The sequence below is a fragment of the Paenibacillus tepidiphilus genome (genome assembly GCF_008635795.1).
Taxonomy (GTDB): Bacteria; Bacillota; Bacilli; order Paenibacillales; family Paenibacillaceae; genus Paenibacillus_AQ; species Paenibacillus_AQ tepidiphilus.
This window is the reverse complement of sequence record NZ_VWRQ01000012.1, coordinates 71,080-87,892: the sequence shown is the minus strand read 5'-3', so window position 1 is coordinate 87,892 and position 16,813 is coordinate 71,080. Positions and strand designations below refer to the sequence as shown.

Below are 16,813 nucleotides of genomic sequence, written 5' to 3'. Positions count from 1 at the left end.
TTGAATGTTTCTGCGGGTATGTAAGTTTAGTAGTCTACACCATGATTTAACGGAACAATGGTTACAGGAGCTACACCCTTCTGGGTTGCCGGCGATTGTTGTCCATCAGCAAAAGCAATGCTGGAAAAGCTACAAAGTATGGCTGCTGTGAATAAAATCGTAAGAAATCTCTTTTTCATTGGTTAACATCTCCTCAAAAATAGATTTCAGCTGCGCCTTGTAATTCCTTTCTTGTTCCTCGGAAGCATAATCTCTGAAACTTTCAAACAGGCACACCATCTTTTTGAATGCTGTGTTATCTCTAAGAATACTACTTACTGTCAAAGCTTCCAAATTCTTATGGATTGCATTAGTATAGTTCTGCTGCTTGTACTCATAGAGGGCATATAAATATAAGAACTCCGTGTAATACCTGATTCTCGCCAAGTTATCGCTGTCCTGTAACACATCTAATTCATCCTTCATTTCGGCCAAAGCCCAGTCAATATTGAAATCATACTTGAGCGCAGCCTCAAAGATGGTGATTAAGCCGGCAAACACTTCATGCTTGTTGTACTTAAGATAATCAACGTATCCCTGGAGCCGGTCCTCCTTGCCCTCCAATAGATCAAGTGTGTAGGAATTGCCGATCGAGAAAATCCGGAAATCCTCAATAATGTACTTATCCTTGTCCTCCACTCCCTTGAACCAGGAAAGATCGCTGTACCTGCTGATACACTCTCTGGCTTCCTGGTACTTTCTGAGCTTTTGCAGAGCCACACCCTTGCATAATTGTGAGTAACCGAAATAATAGATTAAGGGCCTCCGGGTTTGAGGAATCTCCTTGTCCTGCTCTAAGAAATGATAACTTACACATGTCTCTTCGTAGAGCTTGTCCGCAATTTTGATCATCGGCTGCCAGTCATCGTTGGAAAAAGTCAGCTTCAGCATTTGACCTAAAGCATCAAGGTCATCTATACTCTCCAAATCCAATCCGACCAATTCAATTCCTCCTTCTTCCATTTATAACCAGTATATACCTGCGATTATTTTCCGTCAATTACCATAATCTACATAATATTCTGTGTTTGTGTATTTTAGAACAAAAAAGGCCGGCCCTCTGTTTAGGACCAGCTCTTCCGAAACTACGTGATTAAGCTTTCTCTTCTGCATCTTCACCCATACAGCGGATTCCGGCCAGAAAAGTGTTGATCAGGCGCTGAAAGCTGACCGCTGTGTCCAGCGGCATGCCGAAGCCTCCTATGCTGTGTAGCGCGGCGAAGCCGTGTAGGATGCTGCGCAGGCCACGGACGGCATGCAGCTCTCCTTCGGTTCCTAGCCGGTACTCCGCTAGCACGCCTATGATCAGCTGCAGGATCCGGTTGCCCGCCTCCTGCAGTGCCGTATCGCTTTGCTGCGGCGCCCGCAGCGTCATCGCATACAGCCCGGGACGCCGCCCGGCAAAGGCGACATAAGCCTCTCCCATGGCAAGGACCGCAGCATCGCCCTTCTTGCCTGCAAGCCCGGCAGACATGGCCAAATATAGTTCCTCAAGACCATATTCAGCGACCAGAGTCCGCAATCCGTCCAGTCCGCTGATGTGGTTGTACAATGAAGGAGAACGTACGCCTAGCCTGGCTGCGAGCGAAGCCAGCGTTACCTGCTCGAATCCCCCGCTGTCCGCAAGCTCGGCGGCAGCCAGCACCAGCGTTTGTGTATCCAGTCCCGCCCGTGGCGACATATCAGACCAGCTCCTTGTGAAGTTTGCTCTGTGCGATCTCGATTGCCCGCCGCATCGCAGACTCCGGCTGCGGGAGCAGATCGCCGTGCCCGGAGCCTAGCAGGGCTGGCTGCAGCTCCAGAAGCCGGACTGCGCTAGCCAGCGCCTGCTCTTTGCTCCAGGTAGCCAAAGCGGGAAATGGAAACCAAGGCACCACCGTTCCCGAGACCGCCACTCCGCGGAAAGTCTGGAACGCGTCGCCTACAATCAGCGCCCCACTCCGTGTATCCTGAAATGACATGGACCCCGGAGTATGACCGGGTGTGCTGAACGCCGTCAACGAACCGATCCGGTCGCCTTCCGAGAGGAGAACATCCGGCCTGGTCGTTACTCTCTTCGGCACACCGCCCCTGATCTTGGTCTGGGGTTCACCCGGCTGCAATGAACGGTCGCCGCCAAGGAGTGCCGCATCCCGTACGGAAATATATACACGGGCTTCCGGAAGCAGCCGCTTGAGCCCGTCGAGCGCTCCGATATGATCGCTATGAGCATGCGTTAACAGGATACGGGTCAGCGGTTTGTTCAGCTGAGCGGCGGCCTGGATAATCCCCTTTACACTGGACGGAAGCGCCGCATCAATCAAAGTGAGGCCGTCTTCTTCCTCAATCAGATAACTGTTGACCGGAAAAAATCCGGGCATCCATGTCAACTGTACTAAATTATCTAAGCGTGTAATACGCACAGGTCTGTCTCCCTTCAAAAAACTAATATGATTAGTTATAATATAAACTAATTCCATTAGTTTAACAATACTTAGATATTTTCGAAGCAGTTCTGGCAATCTCTTGGCTTCCGGGAGCGCAGTATCTACATGCGGTTAAGTGAACCGGACATTTGAAGACGCAGCTCCATAGATACAAAAAAGCACCGTCCGCAGACGGTGCTTTAGTATTACAGAGAAGGCCGGGCAGCCCTCCTCTTCCTTGTATCAGCCAAAACGGCCCATAATGTATTCCTGCGTCATTTGGTTGTCCGGGTTGCTGAAGATCTTCTCGGTCTTGTCATACTCGACAAGTGAGCCAAGGTAGAAGTATGCGGTGAAGTCGGAAATCCGCGCCGCCTGCTGCATGTTATGGGTAACAATAACGATCCGCAGCTCTTCCTTCAATTCCTTGATCAGCTCTTCCACCTTGCCGGTGGAGACCGGATCAAGCGCAGAGGCCGGTTCATCCAGCAGCAGAATCTGCGGATTAACGGACAAGGCGCGGGCGATGCAGAGCCGCTGCTGCTGACCGCCGGACAAGGCGAGCGCCGAATCCTTCAGCCGGTCCTTGACCTCATCCCACAGGGCGGCACGGCGCAGGCTGCTTTCTACAATCTGGTCCAGTTCCTTCTTGTTCTTAATGCCGTGATATTTCGGGCCAAAGGCAATGTTATCATAAATGGATTTATAGAACGGGTTTGGCTTCTGCCAGACCATGCCGATCTTTTGCCGCAGCTTGATGACATCGGTGCCAGAAGCGTTAATGTCGACTCCGTCGATCCAGATGCTTCCCTTCGTCGTTGAGCCGGAGATATCATCGTTCATCCGGTTCAGGGAGCGCAGAAAGGTCGATTTGCCGCAGCCCGACGGGCCGATCAGTGCCGTAACTGTATTCTGTGCGAAGGGCAAGCTGATTCCTTTTACCGCCTCATAGGTTCCGTAAAAAATACTCAGATTCTCCGTTTGAAATGATTCGCGTACCGCAGCCGCTGTTCCCATCCCATACTCCTCCTCAATCTCTCTTCATCAATAGGGTACTAGTTCATCCGCTTGGAAGCGGTAAGCTTACGGTAAATATAACGTCCGAAGAAACGGGCGGCCAGATTGAAGATCAGCACGGTGATGACCAGCACCGCGGACGCGCCGGCAGCGATCTCCGCAGCATCCGGAGCGAGACCTTCGCTGTTGATCTTCCAGATATGCACGGCCAGCGTCTCCGCAGGGCGGAACGGATTCAGCGGCGAAGACGGGCTGAGCGGGTTCCAGTTCGTGAAATCCAGCCGCGGGCTGCTCATGCCCGCCGTGAACATCAGTGCTGCCGCTTCCCCGAAGACACGGCCTGCGGACAGGATCGTTCCGGTGATAATCGTCGGCAGAGCGACCGGAAGCAGCACGGACGTAACAATCTTCCATTTGGACAACCCCAGGGCAAAGCCGGCTTCCTTCTGCTGCTTCGGTACGGCGCGGAAGGCCTGCTCCGTAATACGGACCATCAGCGGCAGGTTAAAGACGGTAAGTGCCAGCGCGCCGGATACCAGGGAGAAGCCCAGATCGAAGTAATTGACGATCAGCAAGAGACCGAACAAACCGACAATGATCGAAGGGAATGAGGACAGCACTTCAACGATCAGGCGGATAAAGTTGGTCAGCTTGCCCGGCCGGGCGTATTCCGCCATGAAGATCCCTGCGCCAAGACCCAGAGGTACGGTAATGAGAAGTGTCAGCACCAGCAGGAACAGCGAGTTGAACAGCTGCGGTCCGACCCCTCCGCCGGCACGGATCTTTTGCGGCGCGGAAGTCAGGAAATCCCAGCTGATATGTCCAAATCCGCGGACCAGAATGTATCCCAGCAGCCCGATAAGAATGGCTACGATAAGCAATGCCAACGCTACGATAACGGTTGTGGCTATTTTGTCAGCGGTTCTCGGCTTCAAATCTTATTTCTCCTTTCAAGCATTCTTACGACGAGGACAAACAGGAATGTCATCAGCATAAGAACCAGCGCCATGCTCCACAGCGCGTTATTGTGGGTCGAGCCCATCGTAGTGTTGCCCATGCCCAGCGTGATTACGCTGGTTAAGGTCGAAGCCGACTCGAACAGCGACTTCGGCACAAACGGAGCGTTCCCGATTACCATTTGCACAGCCAGTGCTTCACCGAAGGCGCGGGCCATACCCAGCACGACACCTGTCATAATCGCCGGGAAGGTGGTCGGCAGAATGACCCGGGAGATCGTCTGCCAGCGGGTAGCACCGAGTGCGAAGGAGGATTCCTTCAGATTCTGGGGCAGGGCGGCCAGGGCATCCGCGGCCACACTGGTGATCGTCGGGAGAATCATGACCGACAATACGAGCGCGCCCGCGGCAACCCCGATGCCTTGTCCCGGGAAGGTATCGCGCAGAAACGGCACGATGACACTGAGTCCCACGAAGCCGTAAACAACGGACGGAATCCCCGACAGCAATTCAATAACCGGCTGCAGCAGCTTTTTGCCCCAGCTTGGGACAATTTCAGTCATGAACAGCGCAGCGCAGATGCTGAGCGGACTGGCGATAAGCGCCGCCAGCAGCGTCACCAGGAATGACCCGGAGATAAACGGCAGTGCGCCGTAGGAAGGCGTGTCTGCGTCAGGAGCCCATTTGGTGCCCCCGAAAAATTCAGACAGCGAGACTCTGCCGCTGAAGAAATTCGCAAGTCCCTTGGACGCGACAAAATAGACCATCGACACAATGATCACAATTAATAGCAGGACGCATAAGGACATATAAGAACGTCCGATAAAGTCCTCGATATGATGCTTCTCCAGCTTTGTTTTCTTCGGTTTTACGCTCAAGCTGCTCCCTCTTTCTAAAGTGAAAAGAGAGGCAGAAGGATTCCGCCTCTTTTCACATGAAGTTCAAAACGAATCTTTAACACTTTACTTTGTAGTTACATTTCCTTCTACATCGCGGGATACCTGCATCTGGGAAGCCGGGATGTATCCAAGCTCAACCACGTCGGTGGTCTGTACTTCGTCAGTCAGGAAATAATCAAGGAAGGCCTTCAAAGCGCCGGTAGGCTCGCCGTTAGTGTACATGTGCTGGTAGGCCCATACCGGATAATCACCGGAAATTACATTGTCTACGGAAGGCTCTACGCCGTCATAGTTAAGGGTCTTCACGGAATCATCCAGGTACGACAGGGCCAGATAACCGATGGCTCCCGGAGTTTCGCCGATCATTTTCTTAACGGTACCGGAGGAATCCTCCTGAATGGAACCTTGCATGTCTTCAGTCTTGGTTCCCAGTGCAAAGGATTCGAAGGTAGCACGGGTACCCGAGCTGGCCGGACGGTTGATGATCTGGATTGCCTGATCGGCGCCGCCTACTTCGCTCCAGTTCTTGATTTTACCAGTGAAGATATCCACCAGCTGCTGCTTGGTCAGGCTGTCCACGCCGGCATCCGGATGGGACACTGCAGCGATGGCTACTACTGCTACCTGATGGTCAACGAGCGATGCTGCTTTCTCTGCGTCGTCGTCCTTCAGCTTCTCTTCTGCAAATACGTCGGAGTTGCCGATATCGACTTGCTTCTCGGCTACCTGTGTAAGGCCTGTGCCGGAACCGCCGCCCTGTACTTGAATATCTACGCCGGTGTTGGTTTCCATGAAGCGTTCTGCAACCTGCTCAACGAGCGGCTGAAGAGCTGTGGAGCCCGAAGCCAGGATCGATCCGCTTAATTCTGCGCTGCTGTTCTGTGTGTTGTTTGCAGCGGTGTTGTTGCCTGCGTTATTGGTTGCTGCATTATTTCCCCCGTTGTTGCCGCATGCCGAAAGTGCTACTACACTGGTTAAAGCCAAAGCCATGATCCACGATTTTTTCTTAAATTGCATTGTTGGTTGTCTCCTCCTGAGTGTTTTTCCGTACGCCTGCTTCTGCGGCTTGTTTATCTGCGCCGTTTACAGCAGTTGCCGGGTTTTGTGAGTTGTCTGCTGCGTGTGTTGCTAATCGTACAAAACTCACTTTTGGAAGCTGTGACAGTTCGTGATGTATCACGCATCTGACATTTCTTATTCTAGAGCCCGTTCGTTAGATAAAAGTATTGATTTTGTAAAGTGAAAGATAAAAATACGAATAGCTTTTCTATATTTATATAGATATAATCTATATCGAGCAGATTATTTGTTAGTCATTTGTAATTTAAGCGGAGGAACAGCCATGAATATTGTGAAATTACAGATCGTTGTGTTAATTGAAAAATATAAAAAGGTCACGGATGTTGCCGCCGAACTGGGACTCAAGCAGCCGACCGTCTCCTTCCATATGAAAAGTCTGGAGAGTGAGCTGGGCGTCAGCCTGTTTCAATACCGCAGCGGACGGGTCCTGCTGACGGATGCCGGGCGGGCGCTTCACCAATATGCGGTGCGGATTGTATCGCTGACGGCGGAAGCGGAGCGGAGTGTGCGCCAGTTCTCTTCCCTCTCCTCCGGACACCTGGAGCTGGATGCTGCATACCTACCCGGTACTTATATTGTTCCTAAAATAATGGCGCAATACATGAATTTGCATCCGGGTATCCAGATTTCGCTGTCGGTGCTCTCTGATCATCTCGTACGCGAGCGGCTGCGGGGGCGCGAGATTCAGCTTGCTGTACTCCATGGAAGCGCCGGCGCCGATGAGACGCTGCATACACTTCCTGTCTGCCGGGATGAGATCGTGCTGATCTTTGCACCGAATCATCCTTTTGCCGCTCTAAACGAGCTGACACCGGAGCAAATAGCGCGTGAACCTTGGATCAGGCATGATCCTACTTCATATATGAGAGGTTATGCAGACCGCTGGGCCCAGCTTAACCATGTACGTTTGTGGAGTAATACGGTTGTCAACTCACCGGAGGCGCTTAAGCGGATGGTCAGTGAAGGCGGAAGTGTAGGGCTCTTCTCCAAAGCAGGGATACTAGCGGAGGTATCAGCAGGAACGCTCAAGTATGCGCCGCTGCCGGGAGCCCAGGCCGAACCTAGCACGGTATTTATAGCCTGGCGTAAAGACTATACACTGACACCGTTGCAGGAGGCGTTTGCGGCGCTGGCAGCAGCGCCGGAGGCTGCGGAATCAGCGGAATAGCGCAATATTTTAATGGCATTAATTAAAATCCTTTCAACTAATTCACACCATTAAATAATCAATATGATCACGAAAAAAAAAACGGCCAGCCCCGCTGCATCAAGAATCTGCAATCGGAGTTGACCGGTTTCATCTGCTTATTGCGGCTTGACTGCCGCCAGTGTAAATGTCTTGGGGATGCCTTTGTCATAGACCTCTGATGAAAGGTTCGGCTCTTCCACCAGCTCCCGGATAATCAGTCCGGCACGCGCTGCGGCCGTTACAATTTCGCCCAGCGTCCAGCGGCGCCAATACACAACACTATGTCTGGCGCTATCCCCTGCCCCGGCACTATCCGAAGGCAGGTATTTCGAATACGAGACCTGCTTCTCCTCCAGCGCAGTGTCGAAATAATCACCGCTCACCTTATGCTTCCGGACCTTGGCCGTCGAGCCTTTGGAGGAGATCAGCTTGGTGGTCACCGGATGAAAGTCGCGCAGCACGAAGGTCCCGCCGGGAGCCAGCAGCTCAGCCGCAATCCTCATGAAGCGCTCCAAATCGGTAAAATAGTGCACAATCCCCATCTCCGCGAAGACAAGCTCATAAGTGCCTCTTTCCACTGTATCCGGAAGCTGCAGCACATCGGAAACGACATAAGTAAGCTCAACTCCGGCTTCCCGGGCAAGCTCCTCCGCGTAACGTGCATTGGCTTCCGAGAAGTCAGCCACCGTGACCTTGGCACCCAGCAGAGCCAGCGCCACTGCCTTCATGCCACTGGAGCCCATCAGATTCATAACCCTGCGGCCTTGTACATCACCGAAATAATCGTTCAGCGGAAACAGCCTTCCCGCCGGATGCTGCGCCAGCTTGGCTGCGGCTTCCGCCGGTGTCCCGAACCGGGCGACCCAGGCGGCGTAAGTATCCTCATTCCACAATTCTTCGCTTGAAGGCCCCTCCGAACGGGGCTGTTCCCCGGATACGTTATAATCATTCATGCCATGAAATACCCCTTTAATGAATCTGATTTAAATTTATGAAGCATTGGAGAGCTGGTTGTCCGTCTTCACGTTCCGTTCGCGCCCCGTATACAGGTAAGCGGCCAGACCGCCCAGCACCAGGATGCCGCCGGCCCATTGCAGCAGGCTCAGCTTCTCGCCGAGCAGCACATAGGCAAGCAGGCTTGCTCCCACGGGCTCTCCGAGAATATTCATGGACACCGTAGTCGCCGATGCGAACTGCAAAAGCCAGTTGAACAAAATATGCCCGAATACCGTGGGTACAACCGCCAGCAGAAGGAAAATCCCCCATTCCCGCGCCGGATATGCGAAGAATGCAATGCCTGCCGCAAGATTGTATACCGCAAAGACAAATCCAGCACTTAAGAAGACAAGCAGACTGTATAAATAGGACGGCATGCGCGAGACCAGTCTCTGTCCGAGCAACAGATGGACGGCCACTGCTATCGTTCCTCCCAGAGAGAGCAAATCTCCCTTCAGATTATCGGCCGATAAGCCGATATCACCCCAGCCGATAAGCCCGATTCCTCCGATCGCCACAACCAGTGCCAGAATTGCGGCAGGGCTGCTCTTTTCCCTGAAAAGAAGATAAGCGCCCAGCATAATGAATACGGGCTCCAGTGCGATGATCATCGTTGAGCTGGCTACCGAGGTGTACTGCAGCGAACCCATCCACAGCAGAAAATGCAGGGCGAGCATCAGGCCGGAGCAGCCGATCAGCAGCCAATCCTTGCGCCGCAGCTTAACCAGCGCTCCGCTGTATGGCCGCGCGAAGGGCAGCATCAGCAGTGCGGTGATCAGCAGCCTGTACATGCCCTGCACGGAGGCCGGCGCTTCGGACCATTTGATGAATATGGAAGAGAAAGAGATGGCCACGATACCGATCAGCATCAGCAGCGGTACCGGAAGCGGGGGTTTTTTGCGATTCACAATAGAAAGCGTCCTTTCGCCTTAAATAAGTCACTATGTTAATTTACCGCAAGTTGCCGAGAAAAGCAGCATGTAATTTTCATTGTATACACACAAGCTGTTTCATAGCATGGAGGATACACTTTCTTATCTTTCAACATAAAAAGCACGGACCCAGGCTTGCACAGGTCCATGCTTTCTCCGCCGCCATCCTTACGGCTTCAAAATAACCTTGATACAATCTTCCTTCTTCTCATTGAATACCTCATACCCATGCTCCGCACGGCTGATCGGCAGCTGGTGGGTGATAATATCGGTCGGGTCGAATTTGTTCTCTTTGATCATCTGGTAGAGCTGCGGCATGTAGTGAATCACCGGCGCCTGTCCCATCTTGAGGGTGATGTTGCGCTCAAACAGATGACCCAGCGGGAACATGTTGTAATTCAGGCCATATACGCCGACGAGTTGAATTGTCCCGAACTTGCGGACCACCTCCGAGGCGATCCGGAAAGCACCAAGCGAGCCGCCCTGCAGCATCAGGGTAGTCTCTACCTTCTCCATCACCGACTTCTTGGCATCCAGACCAACGCAATCAATGACGACATCGGCACCACCGCGGGTAATTTCCTTCATATATTTTTCAAAATCTTTCGTTTCCTCAAAGTTATAAATTTCCACGTTATTCGTCTTTTTGGCATGGAGCAGACGGTACTCGATGTGATCCACCGCAATGACCCGTGCAGCTCCCTTCATCCAGGCAAATTTCTGTGTCAGCAGCCCTACCGGACCGCAGCCGAGCACAATGACCGTATCTCCCGGCTTAACGCCGGCATGCTCCACGCCCCACCAGGCTGTCGGTACAATATCGGAGAGGAACAGCAGCTTCTCATCCTCCATCTCCGCATCCTCCGGCACGACGAACGGGCCGAAATTGCCGTAAGGCACCCGCAGCAGTTCCGCCTGCCCGCCGGCAAAGCCGCCGTAGGTATCAGAATATCCGAGATACCCGCCAGTGTCCTTGGTCTCGTTGGCATGGTCGCATTGACTCTCCATCTCATGCTGGCAGAAGTAACACTGGCCGCAGGCCACGTTGAACGGAACGATGACCCGGTCGCCCTTCTTCACCTTGGTGACTTCGGGGCCGACTTCCTCTACGATACCCATCGGTTCATGGCCGATAATGTAGTCGTCATGCATGCCGGGAATTTCCCCGTTAAAAATATGCAGGTCCGAGCCGCAAATCGCCGTCGAGGTAATACGGACAATAATGTCGTCTTTCTTCTCCAGCCTGGCATCGGCGACTTCCTTAACTTCGACTTTCTTCTTGCCTTGATAGGTTACTGCTCTCATCGGTTGGCCACTCCTTCGGATGTTGGATTATGAACATGGCTGCTGAATGGTTAACGCATACTATGTTATAACCCTATATCTCCGAAGTTTATCCAGAAAATTGTTAAAAAGCGTCCCTGCTCATTCATCCGCCATGGCCTGCGGGCCAGCGGCAGCCGGTGGATGCAGCAGCGGCGAATACATCATCAGCGCATGATTCTCCGCTACCTCCTCATCGCCGGCCAGCTCGCCGGAGCGTGTATACACCTTGCGCCGGATGCGGTTGCTGCGGACATATCCGCCCCAAGGCTCCATGTGGATGACATGGTCCGCTTCATAGATCTCATAGCTATATAGCTGCCGGCCGTCACAGCGCCACTCCCCGTGCAGATGGGTGTCGTCCAGATTCAGCCGCAGCTGATAGGTATAATCGGTCGGATTATACAGCTGCAGATCCAGATAATTATAAGCGCAGGTCGCCCCGCTTCCGAAGGGCTGGGTACGCTGTTCATCCGGGAAGACATCATAGCTGTGGCGGTGCCGCTCCGTCACGGTAAGCGGGGTGTGCAGCGCCATCCAGTAGATCAGATTGGACAGCTGGCACAGCCCCCCGCCCGTACCGGGACGGAAGCCGCCGTAATACAGCACCATTCCTTCCAGATAGCCTTTGCGCTTCGTGGGTTTACCGATGCTTCGCCAATACGAGAAGGTCTCTCCCGGGCGGATCAGCAGACCATCCAGCTTTGCGATGGCCAGGCGGAGATTGACAATCTTGTTGTATTGCAGCTGCATGTCCACATTGCGCAGCCGGCGAAGCAAAGGGGTTTCATGGCTTGCTGCTTCAAACGGCAGATTCTCCATAGTGCGCGCCGTCGCCCTTTTGCCGGGTGATATAATCCAGCGCAAATAACGTTTAAGTGTAAAATACCGCTTGCCGGCCAGTCGCCGCAGACGTGAACGCCGCACGGGCTTCAAATTACCGGACGCTCCGCTCATGCGAAGCTGATTTCGCGCTCCGGCTTCAGCGCTGCGAACCGGCCGCCCAGCACAGAGTTATGATGTCTTACAATCTCTTCCGCAGTAAATCGCCCGTTACTGAAGGTACTTACGGCATCCTCTACCAGTATGCTTGAATATCCCAGGCTGTATGCTCTGCGGCAGGTCGTATCGACACAAAATTCACTCTGGAGACCGCAAATTACAAGACCGGTAATTCCCCGGCGCTGCAGCTCCTCGTGCAGCGGAGTGCGGTGAAACGCATCCCAGGTCGGCTTCTCCACAATCAGCTCTCCGCTCTGAGGTGCAATCATCCGGCTGATCTCCCAGGTAGGCAAGCCTCTGGTGTACTCCTGGTCCTCCGTATGCTGGATGTAGACCACCGGAGCTCCTGCTTGACGTGCTTTCTGCAGCAGCGATGTGATCCGGCCCATAACCCCTTCTTCGTCGTACATCCTCTCGTCATACGAGAACATCGCTTCCTGAACATCGATAATCATCAGTGCGGTTGTCATTTGAGCAGCTCTCCCTTGTTATATCGCATCTATTAAGATTGCATTTCATCCTCTGATTATAACAAAAGGAGAAGATAACTCACGCTGAATTTTGAACGCCGCAACGCACACAAAAGCGGGGTTCCTGGAACCCCGCCTGAGATATACTTTATTTCCCCCGTTTGTTGTGCCAGATCAGCGCATGCAGCTGCGGCAGCACGCGCACCCGGTTCATCTGCGGATCGGCAATGACCAGCTGGAACAGCCACTCCAGCTTGGTCAGCAGCCGGACGGAAATATCGCCTTCCTCTGTCACATTCTCATTGCCGGGCTGCAAGAACAGCGGCACCGACGGGTATCGCAGATGAACCTGCCGGGCATAGGCGTAGTCCTCTGCATCGAACACAACCACCTTTAAGCTGTGCGTGGCCGCACCCTTTGCCTCCAGATTGGCCATAATACCATCCAGCACCTCCCAGTCCGTGTGCATGCCCGAGCTGGGCGGTTTAGGGCTGATGGTCAGAATATCCACCGCATGGAACCACTCCTGCCACCGGCTGCCCTGGGTTTCAATCGCCGCCCGGATCCCCCGTGCATGCAGCAGATCAATGAACTCCCCCATAGCCGCGCCGATCAAGGCCGGATTGCCGCCCGAGATCGTGACGCAATCGTAATTACCGGCAGCGAGCTGATCCAGGTCAGCAAGAATCTCTTCCGGCTCCTTCAGCTGCACCTGGCCTTTGGCCGAGCCGTCCCAGGTAAAGGCGGAATCACACCAGCCACAGCGGTAATCACAGCCGTAGGTGCGGACAAACATCGTCTTGACGCCAATAACGGCGCCTTCGCCTTGAATCGTTGGACCAAAAATCTCAATCACCGGAATTTTACTCACAATCACAGCCCCCATGCAGGCGGTAGGATGGACCATCCTCCGGAATGTCAGCGGCCAGTACCTCCGCCCAGGAGGTCGGCGTCTCCCAGAGCTTGACGGAGTACAGCGGGAGAGAAGCCTCCTTCAGCTTATAGGCGATGTAAGCCGCCATATTCTCTACTGTCGTCCGGAAGGAGAGCAGTGCCACCTTAGAACCGGTTGCCTTCAGCGTCTCCAGCACCGGCTCGTTGCCCATAGCCAGAAATGCATGATCCAGCCGGTCTACGAGGCTTGTCTTCACCATTGCCTTGATATCGCCGAAATCGACGACGAAGCCTTCGCCGGAATCCCCGGCTGTCAACGAAGGCACGCCCTTGAGCACAACCTCCAGCTTATACGTATGTCCGTGCAGATTGCTGCATTTGCCTTTGTGCCCGACGAGCTGATGGGCGGAGTCGAAGGTGAAGATTTTGCAGACCGAAACTTCATTCAGCATGGCGTCCGGCCTCCCTTTCTGCTTCATACAAGGCCAGACCGCGGCTGCGCAGCTGGCAGGCCGGACAGGTCCCGCACCCGCTGCCGACAATGCCGTTGTAGCAAGTCAGCGTGTGCTCACGGATGTAATCGAAGTGACCCAGCTTGTCGGCCAGCTCCCAGGTTTCTTTTTTATCGAGCCACATCAGCGGGGTATGAATAACAAACTCGTAGTCCATAGACAAATTGAGAGTCACATTCAGTGATTTCACGAACACATCGCGGCAGTCGGGATACCCGCTGAAATCGGTCTGGCAAACACCGGTCACGATATGCGCATAACCCAGCTGCTTGGCGAGGATTGCGGCAAAGGACAGGAACAAGAGATTTCGTCCATCTACGAACGTAGTAGGCAGCTCGCCCTCTTCTCCGGCTTCAATCTCGATGTCGCTGCGGGTCAATGCATTGGGCGCCAGCTGATTCAGCAGGCCCAAATCCAGAAGATGCTGCTTCACGCCGAATTTGGCGGCTATTTCTTTGGCTACCTCAATCTCGGCGGCGTGGCGCTGATTATAATTGAACGTGACGACCTGGACCTCTTCAAATTGCTGGAGGGCCCATACAAGACAGGTCGTGCTGTCCTGGCCGCCGCTGAATACGACTAATGCTTTTTTATTCATCTGCTCTCTCCTCTTTCCCGTTGTCCTTACCGGTTGTCGACTTTCTCAGGGTACAGGTCATGGTTCATCAGCCTGTGTTCAGCCATCGCTTCGTATTTGGTTCCCGGCTTGCCCCAGTTACAGTAAGGATCAATGGATATGCCGCCGCGCGGAGTGAATTTGCCCCACACTTCAATATACCGCGGCTGCATCAGAGCGATCAGATCATTCATAATGATGTTAACGCAATCTTCATGAAAATCGCCATGGTTGCGGAAGCTGAACAGATACAGCTTCAGCGACTTGGATTCGACCATTTTGACGTCCGGAATGTATGAGATATACATTGTGCCAAAATCCGGTTGTCCGGTAACCGGGCATAGACTGGTGAACTCGGGACAGTTGAATTTCACAAAATAGTCGCGGCCTGGATGCTTGTTGTCAAACGGCTCCAGCACGCCGGGATCATACCCGAAATTGTACTGCGTCCCCTGGTTTCCCAGCAGAGTAACCTCCGGCATTTCCTCTTTCAATCTTCCTTCTGACATGACAAAAAACCCCTCTCTTTTCCTCCGGCATCTTCGCCGTGAATGGAAAGAAGAACGAGATTTCGAAAACGTGGCTCTACTAAGAAGACATGCCGATCCGCCGCAGAGCAGGTAGCTGCTGCAGTACTGGCCGTCCCTTTGCGCGCGGCATTAGATGCCGGAAAGCGGTCTTAGTTTTTTATAGAGGGAGTTTGCGAACCTCTCCTGCGCAACCCGCGCAGAATTCTTCTTTGCTTACGCTAATGCTAGCGTTTGAACTATACCATGGCGGGATAAGGATTGACAAGCCTGACGCTGCTTCCAGCCACTGGATGAGATGACGGCTCCGGGAATTCAGGACATCTCCCAGCCTTCATCGTTATGAATAAATTCTCTGCCCTCCTTGTAGGAACGTGGGAGCACCATGGATTCAAATCGGGCGAAAAGGGTAACTTATCTTTGACAAACTGCAATTTTAAGGATGGGGGCATTGCCATGGAAGCAACCGTACAGAAGCTGAAGGACTGGCTGGAGGCACAATCGGGCGCTATGCTTGTTATTACGAAGCAGGAGCTTGAAGATAAGGACATTGTTCATTTTCAGCTTGAAGCTGTGGAGTACCGTGATGCGGAAAGCACCATTGATGATTATCTGGACAGTGCTCTGATTCTGAAAGGCTCAGGGAATACAATGAATGCAGACGGGGATCTGGTCCCGCTGCCGCAGAGCACCTATGAAATTGCCGTCGCCGGGCTGGAGCTGGAGAACGAGTCCGGACATACTGTTAAGCTGCAGTCGGACAGAGGCAAATATACCTTGTCCACCAACTGATCATGCACGACGAAGAAGAGGCTACGGTTCAAATAACCGCAGCCTCTTCTTTATCTCTTCAGTGCTTATTCAGTGCCACTTCAGAGACTATTCTTCGCCGATGATCTCGACTTCCGTCTCCAGCTCGACGCCGAATTTACCCTTCACCGTGGCCTGCACATGGCGGATTAATCCGATGTATTCACCGGCTGTGGCATTGTCCACGTTGACAATAAAGCCGGCATGCTTGCGGGAAACCTCGGCGCCGCCGATACGCGTCCCCTGCAGGCCGCTCTCCTGAATCAGCTGCCCGGCATACCGTCCCGGAGGACGTTTGAAGACGCTGCCGCAGGACGGATACTCCAGCGGCTGCTTCGATTCGCGCATGAAGGTTAATTCATCCATTGCCGCCTTAATCGCCGTCTTCTCTCCGGGCTGCAAGTTGAAGCGTGCCTCCAGCACGATGTAGCCGCCGCCGGAGAAAATGCTTTTCCGGTACCCCCACTGCAGGTCCTCGCCTTGAAGGGTAACCATGCGCCCATCCTTGTCAATGACCAGGGCGCTATGCAGCACATCCTTGATTTCTCCGCCATAGGCTCCCGCGTTCATATACAAAGCACCGCCCACCGTACCGGGAATGCCGCAGGCAAATTCCAGACCGGCCAGTGCCTGTTCCAGGGCAAATCGGGAGACGTCGATAATCTTGGCGCCGCAGGCTGCGTAGAGCAGTCCGTCTTTAAGACCTGTATCCACCATGCCCGAGGTTAACAGAACAATACCGCGGATGCCGCCGTCACGGATAATCACATTCGAGCCATTGCCCAGAATCGTGAGCGGAATATCATGCTCCCGCGCGTATGTAACAATCAGATGGACCTCTTCATACGTCGCCGGAATCGCCAAAATGTCCGCCTGCCCGCCTATGCTTGTAAAGACATGCGGTTTCAGCGGCTCCTGCCGCTTCACAGTGCCGTCGGGAACCCGCTTCCGCAGCTCTTCTTCAATCTTCAGGATATCCATACATTCTGCTCCTTTGAATACGATAAATATAAATGCCGTCTATCTTACAGTTTTACAGTTAATAGTATATTCATTCATTTCGGCCATTTTCCTGCCAAGCGTCAAACCTTCTTCAGGCCTTCCCAACTTTAACAACGAACAGGCTCCCTTGTCAATGACAGGGAG

At 53.3% G+C, this 16,813-nt stretch carries 19 protein-coding genes and 1 riboswitch; of the genes, 2 read left to right on the top strand and 17 right to left on the bottom strand.

The window, feature by feature from the left end; translation table 11 throughout:
• Nucleotides 1-129: 129 nt before the first annotated feature.
• The 7 genes from F1379_RS16415 to F1379_RS16385 all read right to left on the bottom strand — a co-directional run bounded on the left by F1379_RS16415 (nt 130) and on the right by F1379_RS16385 (nt 6,333).
• Nucleotides 130-981 carry a DNA-binding protein gene (locus F1379_RS16415; RefSeq protein ID WP_150271698.1) on the bottom strand — a complete coding sequence of 284 codons (852 nt, stop codon included), beginning with the start codon at nt 979-981 and terminating at the stop codon, nt 130-132.
• Nucleotides 982-1,132: 151 nt separating this feature from the next.
• Nucleotides 1,133-1,720 carry a TetR/AcrR family transcriptional regulator gene (locus F1379_RS16410; RefSeq protein WP_150271696.1) on the bottom strand — a complete coding sequence of 196 codons (588 nt, stop codon included), beginning with the start codon at nt 1,718-1,720 and terminating at the stop codon, nt 1,133-1,135.
• A 1-nt stretch (nt 1,721) separates the two neighbouring features.
• Nucleotides 1,722-2,441, bottom strand: coding sequence for an MBL fold metallo-hydrolase (locus F1379_RS16405; RefSeq protein WP_150271693.1), 720 nt, complete (start codon nt 2,439-2,441; stop codon nt 1,722-1,724).
• A 246-nt stretch (nt 2,442-2,687) separates the two neighbouring features.
• Nucleotides 2,688-3,461 carry a phosphate ABC transporter ATP-binding protein PstB gene (gene pstB / locus F1379_RS16400; protein WP_150271690.1) on the bottom strand — a complete coding sequence of 258 codons (774 nt, stop codon included), beginning with the start codon at nt 3,459-3,461 and terminating at the stop codon, nt 2,688-2,690.
• A gap of 38 nt (nt 3,462-3,499) precedes the next feature.
• A complete protein-coding gene (gene pstA, locus F1379_RS16395) occupies nt 3,500-4,396 on the bottom strand; it encodes a phosphate ABC transporter permease PstA (protein ID WP_150271686.1) in 897 nt (298 codons plus the stop codon).
• On the bottom strand, nt 4,393-5,295 hold the full coding sequence (pstC, locus tag F1379_RS16390) for a phosphate ABC transporter permease subunit PstC (protein WP_150271684.1): 903 nt from the start codon (nt 5,293-5,295) through the stop codon (nt 4,393-4,395). Before pstC ends, pstA begins: the two co-directional genes overlap by 4 nt.
• An 84-nt stretch (nt 5,296-5,379) precedes the next feature.
• Complete coding sequence (locus tag F1379_RS16385) at nt 5,380-6,333, bottom strand: phosphate ABC transporter substrate-binding protein (RefSeq protein WP_150271682.1); 954 nt, start codon at nt 6,331-6,333, stop codon at nt 5,380-5,382.
• Between the two features lie 325 nt (nt 6,334-6,658).
• On the opposite strand from F1379_RS16385, the gene F1379_RS16380 reads away from it, so the two are divergent.
• On the top strand, nt 6,659-7,564 hold the full coding sequence (locus F1379_RS16380; protein ID WP_150271680.1) for a LysR family transcriptional regulator: 906 nt from the start codon (nt 6,659-6,661) through the stop codon (nt 7,562-7,564).
• Nucleotides 7,565-7,701: 137 nt separating this feature from the next.
• On the opposite strand, the gene F1379_RS16375 is transcribed toward F1379_RS16380, so the two are convergent.
• The 9 genes from F1379_RS16375 to queF form a co-directional block, all read right to left on the bottom strand.
• Nucleotides 7,702-8,538 (bottom strand): class I SAM-dependent methyltransferase, encoded by an 837-nt coding sequence (locus tag F1379_RS16375; RefSeq protein ID WP_150271677.1) that lies wholly within the window; start codon nt 8,536-8,538, stop codon nt 7,702-7,704.
• Between the two features lie 36 nt (nt 8,539-8,574).
• A complete protein-coding gene (locus F1379_RS16370; RefSeq protein ID WP_203457119.1) occupies nt 8,575-9,489 on the bottom strand; it encodes a DMT family transporter in 915 nt (304 codons plus the stop codon).
• A 192-nt stretch (nt 9,490-9,681) separates the two neighbouring features.
• Complete coding sequence (locus tag F1379_RS16365) at nt 9,682-10,818, bottom strand: zinc-dependent alcohol dehydrogenase (protein ID WP_150271675.1); 1,137 nt, start codon at nt 10,816-10,818, stop codon at nt 9,682-9,684.
• Nucleotides 10,819-10,938: 120 nt separating this feature from the next.
• Entirely contained in the window at nt 10,939-11,793 is an 855-nt protein-coding gene (locus F1379_RS16360) for a VanW family protein (RefSeq protein ID WP_150271673.1), read from the bottom strand.
• On the bottom strand, nt 11,790-12,308 hold the full coding sequence (locus F1379_RS16355) for a cysteine hydrolase family protein (protein ID WP_150271671.1): 519 nt from the start codon (nt 12,306-12,308) through the stop codon (nt 11,790-11,792). Before F1379_RS16355 ends, F1379_RS16360 begins: the two co-directional genes overlap by 4 nt.
• A 148-nt stretch (nt 12,309-12,456) precedes the next feature.
• Nucleotides 12,457-13,179 carry a 7-carboxy-7-deazaguanine synthase QueE gene (queE, locus tag F1379_RS16350; RefSeq protein WP_150271669.1) on the bottom strand — a complete coding sequence of 241 codons (723 nt, stop codon included), beginning with the start codon at nt 13,177-13,179 and terminating at the stop codon, nt 12,457-12,459.
• Entirely contained in the window at nt 13,172-13,654 is a 483-nt protein-coding gene (locus tag F1379_RS16345) for a 6-pyruvoyl trahydropterin synthase family protein (protein WP_150271667.1), read from the bottom strand. The genes queE and F1379_RS16345 overlap by 8 nt, the downstream gene beginning before the upstream one ends.
• Nucleotides 13,644-14,312, bottom strand: coding sequence for a 7-cyano-7-deazaguanine synthase QueC (queC, locus tag F1379_RS16340; protein ID WP_150271665.1), 669 nt, complete (start codon nt 14,310-14,312; stop codon nt 13,644-13,646). The genes F1379_RS16345 and queC overlap by 11 nt, the downstream gene beginning before the upstream one ends.
• 26 nt (nt 14,313-14,338) lie before the next feature.
• A complete protein-coding gene (queF, locus tag F1379_RS16335) occupies nt 14,339-14,839 on the bottom strand; it encodes a preQ(1) synthase (RefSeq protein ID WP_150271662.1) in 501 nt (166 codons plus the stop codon).
• A gap of 164 nt (nt 14,840-15,003) precedes the next feature.
• Nucleotides 15,004-15,047: riboswitch (PreQ1 riboswitch) on the bottom strand.
• 266 nt (nt 15,048-15,313) lie between these two features.
• On the opposite strand from queF, the gene ymzB reads away from it, so the two are divergent.
• Complete coding sequence (gene ymzB, locus F1379_RS16330) at nt 15,314-15,649, top strand: protein YmzB (RefSeq protein WP_150271659.1); 336 nt, start codon at nt 15,314-15,316, stop codon at nt 15,647-15,649.
• Nucleotides 15,650-15,736: 87 nt separating this feature from the next.
• Here the strand turns inward: ymzB and murB are convergent, their stop codons facing one another.
• Nucleotides 15,737-16,648, bottom strand: coding sequence for a UDP-N-acetylmuramate dehydrogenase (gene murB, locus F1379_RS16325; RefSeq protein ID WP_150271657.1), 912 nt, complete (start codon nt 16,646-16,648; stop codon nt 15,737-15,739).
• Nucleotides 16,649-16,813 lie beyond the last annotated feature (165 nt).

Excerpts from the sequence above, each read along its gene's own strand:
- F1379_RS16385 (WP_150271682.1), bottom strand. The coding sequence starts at position 6,333 with ATGCAATTTAAGAAAAAATCGTGGATCATGGCTTTGGCTTTAACCAGT.
- pstB (WP_150271690.1), bottom strand. The coding sequence starts at position 3,461 with ATGGGAACAGCGGCTGCGGTACGCGAATCATTTCAAACGGAGAATCTG.
- F1379_RS16360 (WP_150271673.1), bottom strand. The coding sequence starts at position 11,793 with ATGAGCGGAGCGTCCGGTAATTTGAAGCCCGTGCGGCGTTCACGTCTG.
- murB (WP_150271657.1), bottom strand. The coding sequence starts at position 16,648 with ATGGATATCCTGAAGATTGAAGAAGAGCTGCGGAAGCGGGTTCCCGAC.
- F1379_RS16380 (WP_150271680.1), top strand. The coding sequence starts at position 6,659 with ATGAATATTGTGAAATTACAGATCGTTGTGTTAATTGAAAAATATAAA.
- ymzB (WP_150271659.1), top strand. The coding sequence starts at position 15,314 with ATGGAAGCAACCGTACAGAAGCTGAAGGACTGGCTGGAGGCACAATCG.
- F1379_RS16355 (WP_150271671.1), bottom strand. The coding sequence starts at position 12,308 with ATGACAACCGCACTGATGATTATCGATGTTCAGGAAGCGATGTTCTCG.
- F1379_RS16375 (WP_150271677.1), bottom strand. The coding sequence starts at position 8,538 with ATGAATGATTATAACGTATCCGGGGAACAGCCCCGTTCGGAGGGGCCT.
- queF (WP_150271662.1), bottom strand. The coding sequence starts at position 14,839 with ATGTCAGAAGGAAGATTGAAAGAGGAAATGCCGGAGGTTACTCTGCTG.
- F1379_RS16345 (WP_150271667.1), bottom strand. The coding sequence starts at position 13,654 with ATGCTGAATGAAGTTTCGGTCTGCAAAATCTTCACCTTCGACTCCGCC.
- queC (WP_150271665.1), bottom strand. The coding sequence starts at position 14,312 with ATGAATAAAAAAGCATTAGTCGTATTCAGCGGCGGCCAGGACAGCACG.
- F1379_RS16365 (WP_150271675.1), bottom strand. The coding sequence starts at position 10,818 with ATGAGAGCAGTAACCTATCAAGGCAAGAAGAAAGTCGAAGTTAAGGAA.
- F1379_RS16410 (WP_150271696.1), bottom strand. The coding sequence starts at position 1,720 with ATGTCGCCACGGGCGGGACTGGATACACAAACGCTGGTGCTGGCTGCC.